The organism is Tsukamurella sp. USMM236 (assembly GCF_037148755.1).
GTDB lineage: Bacteria > Actinomycetota > Actinomycetes > Mycobacteriales > Mycobacteriaceae > Tsukamurella.
Genome location: NZ_JBBCSS010000011.1, coordinates 16,817 through 31,664 on the forward strand (window position 1 = coordinate 16,817; position 14,848 = coordinate 31,664).

The window sequence follows — 14,848 nt, forward strand, 5'->3', positions numbered from 1 at the left end:
TCGGGGAGCGATCACCAGGCGGGGAACAGCGGGCCGGTGAGGCCCAGGGGCACCGACTGGGTGACGTTGACGAAGTAGAACAGGATCAGCGCGCCGCCGATGAGCGCGAGGTTCTTGTTGAAGGAGATCATCTCGGTCTGCTTGGCCTGCGGATCCACGGCCTTCCAGAAGTCGTGCATCATCACGGTGACGGGCAGCAGGAACAGCACGAGCAGCAGCGCGCCCAGGTCGATCCACACGCCCAGGATCAGCGACAGGCCGCCGAGTAGGGCGATCACGCCGCTGCCGACCACGGCGAGCTTCGCGGCGGGGACCTTCTTGGCGGCGGCGTACTGCGCCATGCCGTCCGCGGCGGTGAAGTGGCCGACGGCCGACATCACGAACAGGACCGCGAGCAGGATGCGGCCGATCAGGAATACGACGTCCATGGTGGAGCTCCTCGTTCGAGGCGGCGCACCGTGCGCCGCGATACGGGAACTATAACCGGACCTCGGTCCGTATCATTCCCGAACCGCCGTGTTCCGCGTCACGGCTTCGCGCGCGTGGTCCCCCAGACGACGGCGGCGAGGGCGAGCAGCGGCAGGCCGATCGCCACCGAGGTACTGACCGCGGACCGCAGGTGCAGCGCCTCGATGACCACGGAGTACACCGCGCCGGCCCCCATCTGGAGGAAGAAGAACAGCCCGGCGCCGACGCCCTGGGCCTTCAGGTCCAGCTCCAGCAGCCCGGCCTGGGCGAACGGGATCGCCGCGCCCACGCCGAGGAAGCCGACGGCGAGCGGGATGACGACCGCGGCGGCCGTCGGGACCCCCAGGGCCGCCAGCGCGACCAGGGCGGCGCCTCCGAGCGCCGAGCCGATCGTGCACAGCCGCACCGCGGTCCGCGCGACGGCCGCCCGCCGGATCACCACACTGCCCGCGATGTACCCGAGCGCGGGCACGATGAGCAGCAGCCCGTACTGGATCTCCGTCGCGCCGTGCAGCCCCTGCAGGATGAACGCGGACTGCTCGATGAACAGGAAGTACCCCATCCAAGCCAGCGAGATCACCAGCGCGTGCCGGTGGAAGCCCTTGCGCGCAAAGGCCTCCGCAACGCCCCGCCCGATGGCGCGCGGGGTCGGCGCGACGGGCGTGGCCGGCGCGGCCGTGGGTACCAGGCGCAGGAACGCGAGGGCCAGAACGAGACCGACCGCGGCCAGGCCGAGGAAGAGGGCGCGCCACGGCGCGACCTGGACCAGCGCCGAGCCGAAGAAGGGTGAGATCGCGGGCGTCGCCGCGATGACGATCGACAGCGACGTGAGCAGGTGCATCCGCGCATCCGTCGGATACCGGCGCTGGATCACCAAGCGGCACAGCACCGTCGCCGAGGTGCCACCGACCGCCTGCACGAACCGCGCCACGCCGAGCACCGCCACCGTCGGGGCGGCGGCCGCGAGCACCCCGCCCAACGCGAACAGCACGAGGCCCAACGCCTGGAGGGCCCGCGCGTCGAAGCGGTCCGCGAGCACGCCCGCCGCGAACATCGACACCGCGTAACCGGCCATGTAGCAGGACAGCGTGAGTTGCACCGCGGAGACGGAGGTGTGCAGGTCGATCGCCATCTGCGGCGTCGACGGGTTGAGCAGGCTCAGGCCCAGCTGCGGTGCGGTGACCGCGACGAGCAGCATGATCGTGGACCACCGGCCCGGCGTGCCCACCGCGGCCTCCGTCCGGTCGGCGACCGCGCTCGCCTCAGCCACCGGTCACCGCCACCGACGCGGGCACCGGGTCCGACTGCGGCACCGCCGGATTCACCCGCTCGGCGATGGACCGCGCCACAGCGCGGGCGCGCCGGCGGATCTTGGCGATGCTGCTGATGTAGTAGAGGTCGCCCGAGGCGATCTCGCCGAGCGCGTACAGCCCCGGCACCGACGTGCCGTCGCGGCCGACGATCGCGTTGTCGGCGACGTTGATCCGCAGCCCGCCGTAGGGATTGCGGCGGGCGGTGCCGCCGTAGACGAGCGAGGAGACCAGGCTCGCCGCGGCACCCGAGGGCGCACCGGCCGGCGTCCGCGTCGCGTTGACCACGTGCTGGACGGCCTCGTCACCGTCGGCGCTGCTCACCACCAGCCCCGAGGCCGACGGGGCCACGTCGCGGACGCCGTGCCGGACGGTCAGCGCACCGTCGACCACCATGTCCCCCAGCACCTGCGCGCTCCGGGCGGGCAGCGGGTTGGCGAGCGCCTGGAAGGGCGCGTGCACCGACGCGACCATCGCCGACCGCGCCGAACGGGTCATCGCGGACCACAGGTCGTTCGCGTAGTACTGGGCCACGCAGATCACGAGCCGCTGCACCTCGGGCGCGATGGAGACGGGGCGGCCGGCGAAGCCCGCGAGCCGGGGCCCGGCGGGCTCGGCGATCGCGCGGAAGGCGGCGCGCACCTCGGAGCGGCGCAGGCCCTCGCCCACGGCGAGGTAGTCGACGATGTTCACGACGTCCTCCCATTCGAGGCCTCCGTGCTTGAGCTGCACGCGCCGAATGAGCGCGCCCACATCGGGATCGAAGTCGAGCGGCTCGAGGTCGCTGCGCACGTCGGGCAGGATGCCCTGGCGCGAGGCCATCAGCAGGCGGCCGTCCCAGCTTCGCGAGCGCACGGCCAGCGCGACGTCGATCGCGCTGAGGCCCGTGCCGATCACCGCGGCGGACTCCCCGGCGAGGACCGTCGGCAGCCACTCGTCGACGGGGTACGGGTCCTGCGTGTAGTGCTCCGTCCCCTCGAGCCGGTACGGGTCGGCGGGCGGGCTCGAACCCAGCGCGAGCACGACCACGTCGTGTCGGTACGTCTCCGGCGCGAAGCCGGGGCGGTGCACGACGAGCCGCCACACATCGCCCTCGCGCGCCGCGTCGGTGACGCGGCCGGTGATCCGCGTGAGCGAGTCGCCGAAGTCCACCGCGCGGGCCTGCGTGCACTGCCGCAGGTAGCGGCCGTACGCCCAGCGCGGGACGAAGCTGTGCCCGCCCTCGACGAGGAGCTCCGGCTCGTTCGCCCGGCACCAGTCGACGAACTCGTCGGGCTCCTCCGCGGAGATGGACATCGCGAAGGCCTGCCGGTTGAGCAGGGCGGAATCGGACTCCTCCGCATAGGCCCGGCCGGGGCCGATGACCCGGTCGGCGTAGACGGAGACGGACAGATCGTCGCTCACGGGCAGCTGCCGCAGCAGGCTCACGGCCGCGGCACCCCCTCCGACGATCCCGACTGACACCACGACGCTCTCCCCTCGATCGTTACCTGTGCGTAACGATCGTCGCGAAGGTCCGCGCGGCGGACAACCCCGCATATGTCACATCGGACAAGGGTGGACACGACGGACAAAGTCGTATATACGTCTAACGAACCGCTTTGCAACCGTTCACCAGTAGGTATGGCGGGTCTGCGGCAGTGGTTGCGGGTCCGGCCCCTCCGCGGGTGGCGGCTGCACCAGGTGCACCACCTGGAGGATGTGGAACTGCTCCTGGTGCACCACCGCGAGCCCGCCGTAGTCGAGCGAGACCTGCATGTCGGTGCCCATGAACCGGAACGGGCGGAAGGTCCACCACAGGTTGCCGTTCTCCTGCCGGAAGTCGTCCTCGGACCGGTCGGCGTCGGCGAGCACCCAGGCGGCGGTGCATTCGTCGGCCGCCCACGACGCCCACTGGTTGACGCCCTTCTCCTTGTCCCAGAGCTTCCCGTCGGAGCGGCGGTCCCCGTCGTTCCCCATGTCCCGCAGGCCGTCGAACATGCCCGGCAGGCCGTCGTGCGCGATGCGCAGCGAGGGCCACGCCCAGCTCGGCTGCACCTGGAAGAACACGCAGTCGCCGGGCCGCGCGTTGTCGCGGATGTAGCGCGCCGCGTAGCTGAAGTCGCTGCCGCCCGGCTTCGACAGCGGGCTGTGCTGCCACAGGTAGCCCGGGATCGCGGCCACCGTCAGCACGGCGAGCAGCGCCGCGCCGGCGACCCGCGGACGCGGCAGGGCCCGCGCCACCGTCGTGACCGCGGCCGCGAGCACGAGCACCACGCCGGGCACCGTGAAGCTCACGTACCGCCCCACGTACGACGGGACGATCGGCGAGACCAGCAGGATCGCCGCGAGCGGCACCAGGGCGCCGGCCAGGCCGTAGCGCAGCGCCCAGGTCAGGTCCATGGGGGACTCGCCCGACGGTGCCGCATCCGCCGGTCCAGCGTCCCTCGCCCGCGCGGATCCGGCGACGCCGCGCCGCCACCACAGCAGCGCGGCGACGGCGATCACGAGCCACGCCGCGATCGCGAACGCGTACGAGTGGTCGAACCACTGGTCGACCAGCACGTTCTGGAAGATGCGCCACCCCGGCCACTGGAGCCAGGACACCTGGTCGCGCTGGGTGGCCGCGAGGATCACCACGGGGCTCGCCAGCACGATCGCGGCCGCCGAGGCGATCGCCGCCGGCTTCAGGACGGCGCGGGTCCGGGTCCTCTCGTCCGCGGCGAACACCGCCGCGACCGCGAGCACGAGGGTCGCGGAGTAGAGGAAGAGCACCGTCGCGAGGAGCAGCGCCGCGCCGTAGGCGAGCCAGGCCCGACGGGCACCGGGCTTCCCCGTCGACGATGTCGCCCGGTGCGCCGCGATCAGCACGAGCGCCGCGGAGGCGATCACCCACGAGTAGGAGCGGGCCTCGACGCCCGACCAGGTGAGCCGCGGCAGGATCAGCGCGATCACGCCCGCGACCAGCGCGAAGGTCTCCCCGCCGAGCCGCCGCGCGAGGCAGTAGCAGGCCGCGACGGCCGCGCCGACGCCGAGCGCGGAGAAGGCCCGCAGCGCGGTCTCGTCGAGCCCGAACACGAGGGAGAAGGTGCGGACGCCCCAGTAGTAGAGGCCGTGCACGGCGTCGATGTTGGTCAGCAGGTGCCACAGCTCGCCGGGCGAGCGGTCGATGGCGGAGGCGGTGGCGAGCTCGTCGAACCAGACGGACGGACGCCCGCCGTGCCAGAGCGACAGCAGGACGCCGAGGAGCGCGAGGGCCCCGGGGACGAGCAGTGTTCGCCGCGGCCGAATTGCCCGGGCCATCACATCAGCTTGAAGATCACCGTGCGCTGGACGATGAAGTTGACGACCGTCGCGGTGCCCTGGGCGACGACGAAGGCGACGAGGCGGTTCACGTAGCTGCCGATGCCGTCCTCGGGCGGCGGGAACAGCGTGTAGAAGGCCATGTAGATGCCCAGCTGCACGCCGTACATGGCGATGTACAGCGCCCACACCGCGATCAACCGCTTGGCGGAGGGCTCGGCCTGGAAGGTCCAGCGGCGGTTGAGCAGGTACGCGGTGGTGGTGCCGAGGATGAAGCCGATGGTCTTGGCCAGGGCCTCGTCGACCCCGAATCCCTTGGTGAGGATCAAGAGCGTTCCGAAGTCGACCACCGCCGAGAAGCCGCCGGTCAGCACGAAGCGCACGAGCTGGGTCTTGAGATCGAGGGGTACCCGATCAGCGGCTTCGGAGGCGGTCACGAGGTCACAGCGTACCGATGGATCCTTCGTTATTCGAATACGTCGTCGTCGGCGGCCGCCGCGGCCTCCCGGCGACGCTCGGTCCGGGCCGCCAGGAACACGGCGCCGGCGGCGATCCCCGCACCCACGAGCCCGCCGACCGCGGCGCCCGCGATCGTGCTCGGGTCGCGGTCCAGCTGCAGCGAGCACCACACCGCGAGGTACGGGATCAGGATCGCCGCCATCACGGCCTTGCGCTTCGGGGTCATGAAGGCGCGGGAGATGGACGCCAACGGCACGTCGTGCCGGGTGCAGTACCGGTAGGTGGCGAGCTGCGTCGCCAGCAGCAGCAGGAGCACCGCCATCGCGGTGATCCGGGCGCCCTCCGCCGCCGCGATCAGGGAGGCCACGAGCGCCGCCGGGGCCGCCCAGTAGTAGCCCACCGCCATCGCCCGGTAGTACTCCTCGCGGTTGCGCTCGTCGCCCCACGCGGGGTCCGACGGCGCGAGGATGAAGTCCTCGATACGACTCTCAGCCGACATGATCGTCCTCCTTCAGGGGAAACAGCTCTTCGACGGTGGCGCCGAGGGCCCGGGCCACCTTCAGCGCGAGGTACACGCTGGGCGCGTAGTCGCCCTTCTCGACCGAGACCACCGTCTGCCGGCTCACGCCGACGGCGGCGGCCAGTTCGGCCTGGGTGATGCGCTGGACGCGTCGCCGCGCCCGCACCGGGTTCTCGTCGTCGTCCACACCATCGAGTCAAGCAGCCTTGACATTTGGTGTCAAGCATTCTTGTCATTCTTGGCTCGGTTGGCTTCGCCCGACCGAATCGATCTCATTTCTGCCCGATTACGGGCAGATAATTGACACGACACCGTCGGGCACGGAAGATCGAAGCCGTGCCGGATAGCGATCTCGTGGATCACATCGCGCGGACCACGGGGCTCTCCGCCACCGAGGCCGTGCGTGTCATCGACGACGTCACGGCCTACTACCGGGAACCGGTCGAGGAGTTCGTCCGCCGCCGGCATCGCGACCTGCAGGGACGCGGCGCCAAGAACGCGGAGATCTTCGCGACCCTCGCCGACGAGTTGAGCAGCCGGCTCGTCGCCGCACCCGATCTCACCGAGCGGCAGCTGCGCCGCCTCATCTACAGCTAGGAGCCGCCTCAGCATGTGCGGAATCGTCGGATACATCGGTGGCCAGACGGCCGTGGACATCCTCGTCGACGGACTCACCCAGCTCGAGTACCGCGGGTACGACTCGGCGGGCATCGCGGTGCTCGGCCCGTCCGGCGCGAAGCGGGTCCGCAGCGTGGGCCGCGTGCGCGACTTGGAGGCCGCGCTGCCGAAGCGGCTCGCGGGCAAGACCGGCATCGGCCACACCCGCTGGGCCACGCACGGCGCCCCGTCGGAGGCCAACGCGCACCCGCACACCTCCGCCCCCGACGCCGACGGCCACGAGCGGATCTTCGTCGTGCACAACGGCATCATCGACAACGCACGGGACCTGCGCCTCGAGCTCGAGGCGGACGGCGTGGAGCTGACCTCCGACACCGACACCGAGGCCGTCGCCCACCTCATCGCCCGCAGCGGCGCCGAGACCCTCGAGGACGCCGTGCGCCAGACGCTGCACCGCCTCAGCGGCACCTACGCCCTGGCCGTCATCGACACCGAGCATCCCGACCGGATCGTCGTGGCCCGCAACGGCTCCCCGCTCATCATCGGCGTCGGCGACAAGGAGATGTTCGTCGCCTCCGACATCTCCGCCGTGGTGCGGCACACCAGCCAGGTCGTGCACCTCGACGACGGCGAGTGCGCCACCGTCACCGCCTCCGGCTTCCGCATGTTCAGCGCCGACGACAACCGCGCCGTCGCGAAGTCCGCCACCACCGTGGACATCTCGCCCGACGACCTGGAGCTGGGCAACCACAGCCACTTCATGCTCAAGGAGATCGCGGAGCAGCCGAGCTCGCTCGAGCGCATGCTCTCCGGCCGGCTCGACGAGCGCTTCGCCACCGCCCGCCTCGACGGCCTGAACCTGGACGCGCAGGCCATGCGCCGCTTCAAGCGCGTCAAGATCCTCGGCTGCGGCAGCGCCTACTACATGGGCCAGCTGGGCGCCTCCGTCATCGAGGAGCTCGCCCGCATCCCTGCGGACGCCGAGCCCGCCAGCGAGTTCCGCTACCGCAACCCCATCGTCGAGCCCGACACCCTGTACGTCGCGGTCAGCCAGTCGGGCGAGACCGCCGACACCGCGTTCGCCGTGCAGGAGGTCAAGCGCAAGGGCGGCACCATCGTCGGCCTGGTCAACGTGGTCGGCTCCACCATCGCACGCGAGGTCTCCGGCGGCATCTACCTGCACGCCGGCCCCGAGGTCTCCGTGGCCTCCACCAAGGCCAACACCCACATGGCGGTCGGCTTCGCGCTGCTCGCACTCGCCCTGGGCCGCGTCCGCGACCTCTCGATCACCGACGGGACGCGGATCGTCAAGGGCCTCAAGGCCCTGCCCGCGCAGATCGGCGAGATCATCGACTCCCCCGGCGACGTCGAGGACGCCGCGAAGCTGCTCGCCGAGGCGCCGAGCCTGTTCTACATCGGCCGCGTGCGGGGCTACCCCACGGCCCGCGAGGGCGCGCAGAAGTTCAAGGAGATCAGCTACCGCCACGCCGAGGCGTACCAGGCCTCCGAGCTCAAGCACGGCCCGCTCGCGCTGATCAGCCCCGAGATGCCCACCGTCGCGATCGTCCCCGACGACGAGCTGTTGGACCGCAACATCGGTGCGCTGCACGAGATCGCGGCCCGCGGCGGCGATATCGTGGCCATCACCAACCCGGGCGTCGAGCTGCCCGAGGCGAAGGTGACGCTCACCGTGCCGAAGAACGAGCCCGAGCTGGACCCGATCCTGCTGATGATCCCCACCCAGCTACTCGCCTACTACGCGGCGCTGAGCCTGGGGCTCAACATCGACCGGCCCCGCAACCTGGCGAAGTCGGTCACCGTCGAGTAGGCGAACCGGTGCCGCATCGTGCGTCCGATCGCTGACGAGCACGACGTTCTCGGTCAGCGCGGCGCGCGCGGTGCGGAACCGATTGGCCGGGTCGTCGAGGTCGGGGTAGCCGAAGCCGATCGTCGCCACCACGTGGCGCGAGTCGTCGATCCCGAAGTGCCGGTGGAGGAACGGGGAGTACGCGGCCGGGGCCGCCTGCGGCGCGGCGGCCAGGCCGCGGTCCTGCGCCGCGAGCAGGAACGTGGCGATGTAGAGCCCGCAGTCGAGCACCCCGTACGTTCCGAGCTCGACGGGGCTGGTGATCACCGCGACGTGCGGGGCGTCGAACAGCGCGAAGTTGCGGAGGAACTGCTCCGCGCGACCGGCGTGGTCGTCCCGCTCGACACCGAGGCTCGCGTAGAGCGCGTGCCCGCACTCCCGTCGGCGGTCCCGGTGCCGCCCGGTGTACGCGACGGGGAAGTCGATGTCCGGCTTCACCTCTCCGCCCGCGGCCACATGCGCACACAGTTCCGCCCGGAACCGGTCCGTCGCCGCCGCGGTGGTCACCCACAACCCCCAGGGCTGGGTGTTCGACCACGACGGCGTCCGCTGCGCCGCCGCCAGGAGCTCCTCGATGGTCTCGAGTGGGACCTCGCGGTCGGGGATGAACTGCCGACACGTCCACCGGTCGGCCAGGAGGTCGTCGAGACGGGGAGCGTGCGCGATGCCCGGCATGAGCACTCCGATCAGTTGGTCTTATTTTGAGACCAAAAGCTAGCAGGGATCACCGCCGAGGGGAACCCCTTCGCGCACCGACCTATGCCGTCATGCCCGGCCCGGCCCCCGGCACCACGTCGCGCGCTGTCAGCCGCTCGCCGCAATCGCCGCAGGTCAGAACCGCGTGAGCCTCGCCGCCGCAGTCCGCGTGGCGGTAGTGCACCGGAGGGCCGTCCGGCGCCATGTACTCGTCGCCCCAATCCTTGATCGCCATGAGGATCGGATAGAGGTCCATGCCCTTCGGCGTGAGCCGGTACTCGTCGTGGGCGCCTTCTGCACTGGGCTGCTTCACGAGGATCCCGTGCTCGACGAGGCGCGTCAGCCGGTCCTGGAGACGGCTCTTCGAGATCGACAGAGACTCCTGGAAGGCGCTGAACCTGCGCACCCCGGCGAACGCCGTCTTGAGGACCAGCAGCGTCCACCGATCACCGAGCACCACCAGCGGCCGGGTGATCGAACAGGGAAGATCGCCGAGCTCCTCGTACCTCACCGCACCGACTCTACGACGCGGTCTCGGGCCCGCGCACCGTCGAACTCCCGTCAGTCCCGCTTCGGCCCCACCCAGACCTGCTGGGCGTTGACGAACTCGTGGATGCCGGCGCGGCCCAGCTCCCGGCCGTAGCCGGACCGCTTGACGCCGCCGCTCGGCAGCCGCGGGTCCGTCTTGACGATGCCGTTGACGCTGACCTGCCCGGCCTCGAGCTCCCGCGCGATGGCCTCGCCGCGGGCGGCGTCGGTCCACACGCTCGCGGCGAGGCCGTACGGGGTGGCGTTCGCGAGGTCGACGGCGTGGTCGGCGTCGACGGCCGTCATCACCGCGGCGACGGGACCGAAGGTCTCCTCGGAGCACGCCGCCATCCCCGGCCGCACGCCCGTCAGCAGCGTGGGCGGGTAGAAGAACCCCGGTCCGTCGGGCACCGTCCCGCCCAGGAGGCAGGTGGCACCGGCGGTCACGGTCTCCGCGACCTGGCGGTGCAGGTTGTCCCGCAGATCGGCGCGCGCGATCGGCCCGACCTGGGTGTCGTCCTGCCGGGGGTCGCCCATCCGCAGCGCGGCGAGCCGGGTGCGCAGGGCCTCGACGAGCTCGTCGTGCACGGACCGCTCGACGATGATCCGCTTCGCCGCGATGCAGGACTGGCCGGCGTTGATGATCCGGGACAGGGCGAGCACCTCGGCGGCGGCCTCGATGTCGGCGTCCGCCAGGACGATCGACGGGTCCGAGCCGCCCAGCTCCAGCACCGCGGGCTTGATCTCCGAGGCCGCGACCGACGCCACGGCGGAACCCGCGCGGTCGGAGCCGGTGAAGGAGACGGCGCGGATCCGGCGGTCGCGGATCACCCCGGCCACGTCGGGCGTCGCCACCGGGAGCGAGGCGAAGGCGCCGTCCGGAGCACCGACGGCCCGGAAGGCGCCGGCGATGGCGGCGGCGCAGCCCGGGACGTGCGGGTCGTGCTTCATGACGGCGGTGTTCCCCGCCATGAGCGCGGGCGCGCAGAACCGGAAGGCCAACCAGAACGGGGCGTTCCACGGCAGCACGCCGAGGACCGGGCCGATCGGCAGGTACTGCACGTAGCTCGAGGTGGCGTCGGATTCGACGGACTCGGCCGCGAGGTACTGCTCGCCGTGCTCGGCGTAGTGCTCCGCGGCCCACGCCGCCTTGACCACCTCGCCCCGCGCCTCGGTGATGGGCTTGCCCATCTCCTCGGTCATCACGTAGGCGTAATCCTCGACGCCCCGGCGCAGTTCGGCGCCCACCGCACGCAGGAGGTGCGCCCGCTCGGCGAAGCCCGCCCGCCGCCAGTCGTGGTACGCCGTCTCGGCGCGCTCGAGCGTCGTCTCGATCTCGACGGGGCCCGCGGCCGGCACCTCCCGGATCGGTTCGCCGGTCGACGGGTCGATCGCGGTCAGCATCGTGGTCATGGCAGCACCTCCGCCTCGGTCGTCTCCTGCTGTGGCCCCGGATCGATCGCGGCGCCGTTCACCGCGGAACCCGAACCGGCGCCGTCGTGCACGGCGAAATCCTCGTCGAGCGTGAAGAACGACTCGCAGCCGTCGTCGGTGATCCGGATGGTGTCCGAGATGCCGACGGTCTTGTCCCCGTCGACGCCCCACATCCACGGGATCACGTGGAAGGTCATGCCCGGCTCCAGCGCGGTGAAGTCGCCCGGGTTGAGGCTGAGGATGTAGCCCTCGTCCCATGACGGCGGGAAGGCGATCCCGATGGAGTAGCCCGACCGGGTGATCAGCCGCGCGCCGACGGTGTTGTCCGAGATGATCCGCCGGACCAGCGAGTCGGCGTCGGACACCGTCATCCCCGGCCGCATCAGCGATTTCAGCTCGGAGAGCGCCAGCTTCATCTTCTCCTGCGCCTCGTACATGGTGGGCGAGAGCTCGCCGTTGACCGCGGTGCGCATGAGCGCGGCGTGGTAGCGGCGGTAACAGCCGCCCACCTCGAGGAAGACGTGCTCGCCCGGCTCGATGGTGCGGCCCTCCCACGTCGCGTGGCCGATCATCGACCTCGGGCCCGAGGCGACGTAGGGCATGACGGCGGGGAACTCGCCGCCGGCCCGGAACATCGCGGCACTGATCGCCGCCGCCACATCGTTCTCCGTGTTCCCGGGGACCGCCGCCTCCAGCCCGGCGGCCATGCCGGCCTCCGCGGCGCGGGCGGCCTTGCGCATCACCGCGATCTCGGCGTCGGACTTGGTGGCCCGCCCCGCCTCGACGATCCCGAAGCAGTCCATGAGCACGCCCTGCTGGAAGGACGTGTGCACCCGGTCCTGTTGGTATGCGGGGAAGAAGTAGCTGTTGCGCTCGTAGCCCACCCGCTTGGTCCCGAGGCCGCCCTCCTTGAGGGTGAGCACCAGCTCCTGGATGGCGTCGCCGGTGTCGGGATACGGGCGGGTGCGCTCCACCCAGGTCCGCGCGATCACGTTGGACTCCTCCATCGCGCGGGTGATCATCACCGGCTCCTCGTCGAGCGGCACCACGAGCGCCTGGAAGAAGGAGTAGCCGGTGGTCTGGTAGTCGGTGAGGTACATCAGGTTCTCGGGATCGGTGATCACGACGGCGTCGAGCCCGCGCTTGTCCATCCGCTCCCGCAGCTCGGTCAGCCGCCGCTCGTACTCCTCCGGCGGGAAGGTCATGTCGTCGCGCCGCTTCATCGCGCCACCTCCGTCACGGCCGCCTCCAGGATGCCCAGGCCCGCGGCGAGGTCCTCGTCGGGGATCGTCAGCGGCGGGATGAGTTTCAGGACGCGGCCGCCGCTGCCGCACGGCCCGACGAGGAGCCCGGCGTCGAAACAGGCGGCCTGGACGGCCTTGGCGAAGGCCCCGTCGCCGGTGTCGAGGGCCTGCATCATGCCCTTGCCCCGCACCTCCCAATCGCGGTCCGGGTGCGCGGCGGCGAGCGCGGCGAGGCGCTCGCGCATCGTCTCCCCCTTCGCAGCGACGGCGGTCATCAGCTCGTCGTCGGCGAAGTAGTCCAGGGCGACGGTGCCGGCCACCATCGACAGGCCCTGGCCGCGGAAGGTGCCGGTGTGCGCCCCGGGCGACCAGTGCGCGTCGACGGCCGGCTTGTTGAGGTTCATGGCGATCGGCGTCCCGTAGCCGCCGAGCCCCTTGGCGAGGGTGATCACGTCGGGGTCGAGGCCGTAGCCGTCGAAGCTGAAGTAGCTTCCGGTGCGCCCGCATCCGGCCTGGATGTCGTCGATGATGAACAGCGCACCGATCTCCCGCGCGAGGTCCTGCACGGCGTGCAGCCAGTCGGCGCTCGCGACGTTGACGCCGCCCTCGGCCTGCACGGCCTCCACCAGGAAGGCGGCCGGCGGGGTGTGGCCGCTGGACGGATCCGCCAGGGCCGCGGCGTAGTCCGACAGGGCGGTCTTGCCGCCGGGGGCCGTCTCGAAGGGCAGCCGCACCACGTCGCGCAACGGCACTCCGGCCCACTGCCGAAAGGCGTGGTTGGCGGTGGCGGCGAGCGCCCCGAGCGTCATGCCGTGGAAGCCGTGGCTGAAGGCCACCACCTCGCGGCGACCGGTGGCGAGGCGGGCGAGCTTGAGCGCCGCCTCCACCGCGTTCGTGCCCGTCGGTCCCGTGAACTGCATGCGGTGATCCATGCCGCGCGGCGCGAGGATCACGTCGTGGAAGCGGGTGAGGAAGTCGCGTTTGGTGGTCGTGTAGGTGTCGAGGCTGTGGGCCACGCCGTCGGCCTCGAGGAAATCGATCATGGCGCGCTTCATGTTCGGGTTGTTGTGCCCGAAGTTGAGCACGCCGGCGCCCGCGAAGAAGTCGATGTAGCTCTTCCCAGCCTCGTCCACCTGCCGCGCGTTGGACGCGGAGGCGAAGACGGTCGGGAAGTTCCTGCAGTACCCACGGACTTCCGATTCCCAGTTCTCGAACGCAGCAGTGTCCATGCGAATTCCTTTCGTTCCGTGCGACTCTCTTCTGTCAGGGCGGCTCCGGCGCCCCCGCGAGACCCACCAGCAGGCGCGCGGCGGGGTCGAGCAGGGCATCGTCGAAGTCGTACTCGGCGCTGTGCAGCGGCGCCGCGGTGCCGGAGCCGAGGAGCGCGAAGGCCCCTGGGATCCGCTGCAGGTAGTAGCTGAAGTCCTCCGAGGCGAGCACGGGCGTCGCGGCGGCGAGTTCGGGCCAGTTCGGGCCGAGCACCGTCGACAGGCGCTCCCGCAGGTCGGCCGCCGGGCGAGGATGGTTGACGGTGGCCCCGTAGCGCACTGTCGTCACGGTCGCGGCGCGCACGCCGTGCGCCGCCGCGGTGGCGCCCGCGATCTCGTCGATGAGGGCGAAGACCCCAGTGCGGGCTTCGTCGTCGGCGGCGCGCACGCTTCCCGCGAGGCGGGCCGTATCGGGGGTGACGGTGGCGGCGCTCTCCGCGTGCAGAGAGGTCACGGCCACCACGGCGGCCTGCTGCGGCGAGGTGCGGCGCGCGACGATCTGCTGCAGCGCGACGACGACGGCGGCCGCGGCGAGGACGGGATCGCGGGTGGCCTCGGGCTGCGAGGCGTGGCCGCCGCGGCCGATCAGCTCGACCTCGAACGTGCCGTTGGCGGACATCACGGGCCCGTCGGGGCAGAGGGCGCGGCCAAGGGGCAGTCCGGGCCAGTTGTGCCAGCCGAAGACGACTTCCACGCCGTCGAGGGCGCCGTCGGCGATCATGCCGCGTGCGCCGTGCCCGCCCTCCTCGGCGGGCTGGAACAGCAGCGTGACCGGGCCGGGGAGGCTCGATTCGTGGGTGCGGAGCCAGCGGGCCGCGGCGAGGAGGGCGGCGGTGTGGCCGTCATGCCCGCACGCGTGCATGACGCCGTCGGTCGCGGAGGCGTACGGCAGGCCCGTGGCCTCGCGGATCGGCATGGCGTCGAGGTCGGCGCGCAGCGCGACGTGCCGGCCGGTCGCGGTCGGGGCGAGGCGGACGACGGTGCCCGTGTCCGCGCAGGGCCGCCACGCGAGGCCGATCGCGTCGAGTTCGGCGCGCACGGCCGCGGCGGTGGCGTGCTCCGCCCAGGCGAGCTCGGGGCGGCGATGAAGTTCGCGTCGGAGTTCGGTGGCCCGGGCAACGGTCTCGGCCCAAGAATCGTTCATCGGACCTCCT

The 14,848-nt window shown here is 71.6% G+C and carries 15 protein-coding genes; 2 read left to right on the forward strand and 13 right to left on the reverse strand.

The features are described 5' to 3' along the window. Positions 1 to 11: 11 nt before the first annotated feature. The 7 genes from WFK95_RS23800 to WFK95_RS23830 form a co-directional block, all read right to left on the reverse strand. Positions 12 to 428 carry a DoxX family membrane protein gene (locus tag WFK95_RS23800; RefSeq protein ID WP_336672186.1) on the reverse strand — a complete coding sequence of 139 codons (417 nt, stop codon included), beginning with the start codon at positions 426 to 428 and terminating at the stop codon, positions 12 to 14. 98 nt (positions 429 to 526) lie between these two features. Then, the gene (locus WFK95_RS23805; protein WP_336672187.1) at positions 527 to 1,738 is read right to left on the reverse strand and encodes an MFS transporter; all 1,212 of its coding nucleotides are present in this window, start codon (positions 1,736 to 1,738) and stop codon (positions 527 to 529) included. After that, positions 1,731 to 3,245, reverse strand: coding sequence for an FAD/NAD(P)-binding protein (locus WFK95_RS23810; RefSeq protein ID WP_336672188.1), 1,515 nt, complete (start codon positions 3,243 to 3,245; stop codon positions 1,731 to 1,733). Before WFK95_RS23810 ends, WFK95_RS23805 begins: the two co-directional genes overlap by 8 nt. A 144-nt stretch (positions 3,246 to 3,389) precedes the next feature. Further along, on the reverse strand, positions 3,390 to 5,060 hold the full coding sequence (locus tag WFK95_RS23815) for a glycosyltransferase family 39 protein (protein WP_336672189.1): 1,671 nt from the start codon (positions 5,058 to 5,060) through the stop codon (positions 3,390 to 3,392). Further along, complete coding sequence (locus WFK95_RS23820; protein ID WP_336672190.1) at positions 5,060 to 5,497, reverse strand: GtrA family protein; 438 nt, start codon at positions 5,495 to 5,497, stop codon at positions 5,060 to 5,062. The genes WFK95_RS23815 and WFK95_RS23820 overlap by 1 nt, the downstream gene beginning before the upstream one ends. 29 nt (positions 5,498 to 5,526) lie before the next feature. Next, positions 5,527 to 6,018, reverse strand: coding sequence for a hypothetical protein (locus WFK95_RS23825; RefSeq protein WP_224645627.1), 492 nt, complete (start codon positions 6,016 to 6,018; stop codon positions 5,527 to 5,529). Next, entirely contained in the window at positions 6,008 to 6,226 is a 219-nt protein-coding gene (locus WFK95_RS23830) for a helix-turn-helix transcriptional regulator (RefSeq protein WP_336672191.1), read from the reverse strand. The genes WFK95_RS23825 and WFK95_RS23830 overlap by 11 nt, the downstream gene beginning before the upstream one ends. A gap of 149 nt (positions 6,227 to 6,375) precedes the next feature. Between WFK95_RS23830 and WFK95_RS23835 the strand changes: the two genes are divergently transcribed. Continuing rightward, positions 6,376 to 6,636, forward strand: a complete 261-nt coding sequence (locus tag WFK95_RS23835) for a hypothetical protein (protein WP_224645625.1) — start codon at positions 6,376 to 6,378, stop codon at positions 6,634 to 6,636. Positions 6,637 to 6,649: 13 nt separating this feature from the next. Next, positions 6,650 to 8,485, forward strand: coding sequence for a glutamine--fructose-6-phosphate transaminase (isomerizing) (gene glmS, locus WFK95_RS23840; protein WP_224645624.1), 1,836 nt, complete (start codon positions 6,650 to 6,652; stop codon positions 8,483 to 8,485). Here glmS and WFK95_RS23845 read toward each other — a convergent pair. The 6 genes from WFK95_RS23845 to doeB2 all read right to left on the reverse strand — a co-directional run bounded on the left by WFK95_RS23845 (position 8,402) and on the right by doeB2 (position 14,838). Next, on the reverse strand, positions 8,402 to 9,199 hold the full coding sequence (locus WFK95_RS23845) for a nitroreductase family protein (RefSeq protein ID WP_336672192.1): 798 nt from the start codon (positions 9,197 to 9,199) through the stop codon (positions 8,402 to 8,404). The two genes, glmS and WFK95_RS23845, sit on opposite strands and share 84 nt — an antisense overlap. 82 nt (positions 9,200 to 9,281) lie before the next feature. Continuing rightward, the gene (locus WFK95_RS23850) at positions 9,282 to 9,731 is read right to left on the reverse strand and encodes a winged helix-turn-helix transcriptional regulator (protein WP_336672193.1); all 450 of its coding nucleotides are present in this window, start codon (positions 9,729 to 9,731) and stop codon (positions 9,282 to 9,284) included. 50 nt (positions 9,732 to 9,781) lie between these two features. Then, complete coding sequence (locus tag WFK95_RS23855) at positions 9,782 to 11,161, reverse strand: NAD-dependent succinate-semialdehyde dehydrogenase (RefSeq protein WP_336672194.1); 1,380 nt, start codon at positions 11,159 to 11,161, stop codon at positions 9,782 to 9,784. Continuing rightward, complete coding sequence (gene doeA / locus WFK95_RS23860) at positions 11,158 to 12,405, reverse strand: ectoine hydrolase (protein ID WP_336672195.1); 1,248 nt, start codon at positions 12,403 to 12,405, stop codon at positions 11,158 to 11,160. Before doeA ends, WFK95_RS23855 begins: the two co-directional genes overlap by 4 nt. Next, positions 12,402 to 13,655: an aspartate aminotransferase family protein gene (locus tag WFK95_RS23865; protein WP_336672196.1), complete on the reverse strand. Its 1,254-nt coding sequence runs from the start codon at positions 13,653 to 13,655 to the stop codon at positions 12,402 to 12,404. The genes doeA and WFK95_RS23865 overlap by 4 nt, the downstream gene beginning before the upstream one ends. Before the next feature lie 34 nt (positions 13,656 to 13,689). Next, positions 13,690 to 14,838 carry a N(2)-acetyl-L-2,4-diaminobutanoate deacetylase DoeB2 gene (gene doeB2, locus WFK95_RS23870; protein WP_336672197.1) on the reverse strand — a complete coding sequence of 383 codons (1,149 nt, stop codon included), beginning with the start codon at positions 14,836 to 14,838 and terminating at the stop codon, positions 13,690 to 13,692. Positions 14,839 to 14,848 lie beyond the last annotated feature (10 nt).

Excerpts from the sequence above, each read along its gene's own strand:
- WFK95_RS23800 (WP_336672186.1), bottom strand. The coding sequence starts at position 428 with ATGGACGTCGTATTCCTGATCGGCCGCATCCTGCTCGCGGTCCTGTTC.
- WFK95_RS23815 (WP_336672189.1), bottom strand. The coding sequence starts at position 5,060 with ATGGCCCGGGCAATTCGGCCGCGGCGAACACTGCTCGTCCCCGGGGCC.
- WFK95_RS23825 (WP_224645627.1), bottom strand. The coding sequence starts at position 6,018 with ATGTCGGCTGAGAGTCGTATCGAGGACTTCATCCTCGCGCCGTCGGAC.
- glmS (WP_224645624.1), top strand. The coding sequence starts at position 6,650 with ATGTGCGGAATCGTCGGATACATCGGTGGCCAGACGGCCGTGGACATC.
- WFK95_RS23845 (WP_336672192.1), bottom strand. The coding sequence starts at position 9,199 with ATGCCGGGCATCGCGCACGCTCCCCGTCTCGACGACCTCCTGGCCGAC.
- WFK95_RS23855 (WP_336672194.1), bottom strand. The coding sequence starts at position 11,161 with ATGACCACGATGCTGACCGCGATCGACCCGTCGACCGGCGAACCGATC.
- doeA (WP_336672195.1), bottom strand. The coding sequence starts at position 12,405 with ATGAAGCGGCGCGACGACATGACCTTCCCGCCGGAGGAGTACGAGCGG.
- WFK95_RS23865 (WP_336672196.1), bottom strand. The coding sequence starts at position 13,655 with ATGGACACTGCTGCGTTCGAGAACTGGGAATCGGAAGTCCGTGGGTAC.
- doeB2 (WP_336672197.1), bottom strand. The coding sequence starts at position 14,838 with ATGAACGATTCTTGGGCCGAGACCGTTGCCCGGGCCACCGAACTCCGA.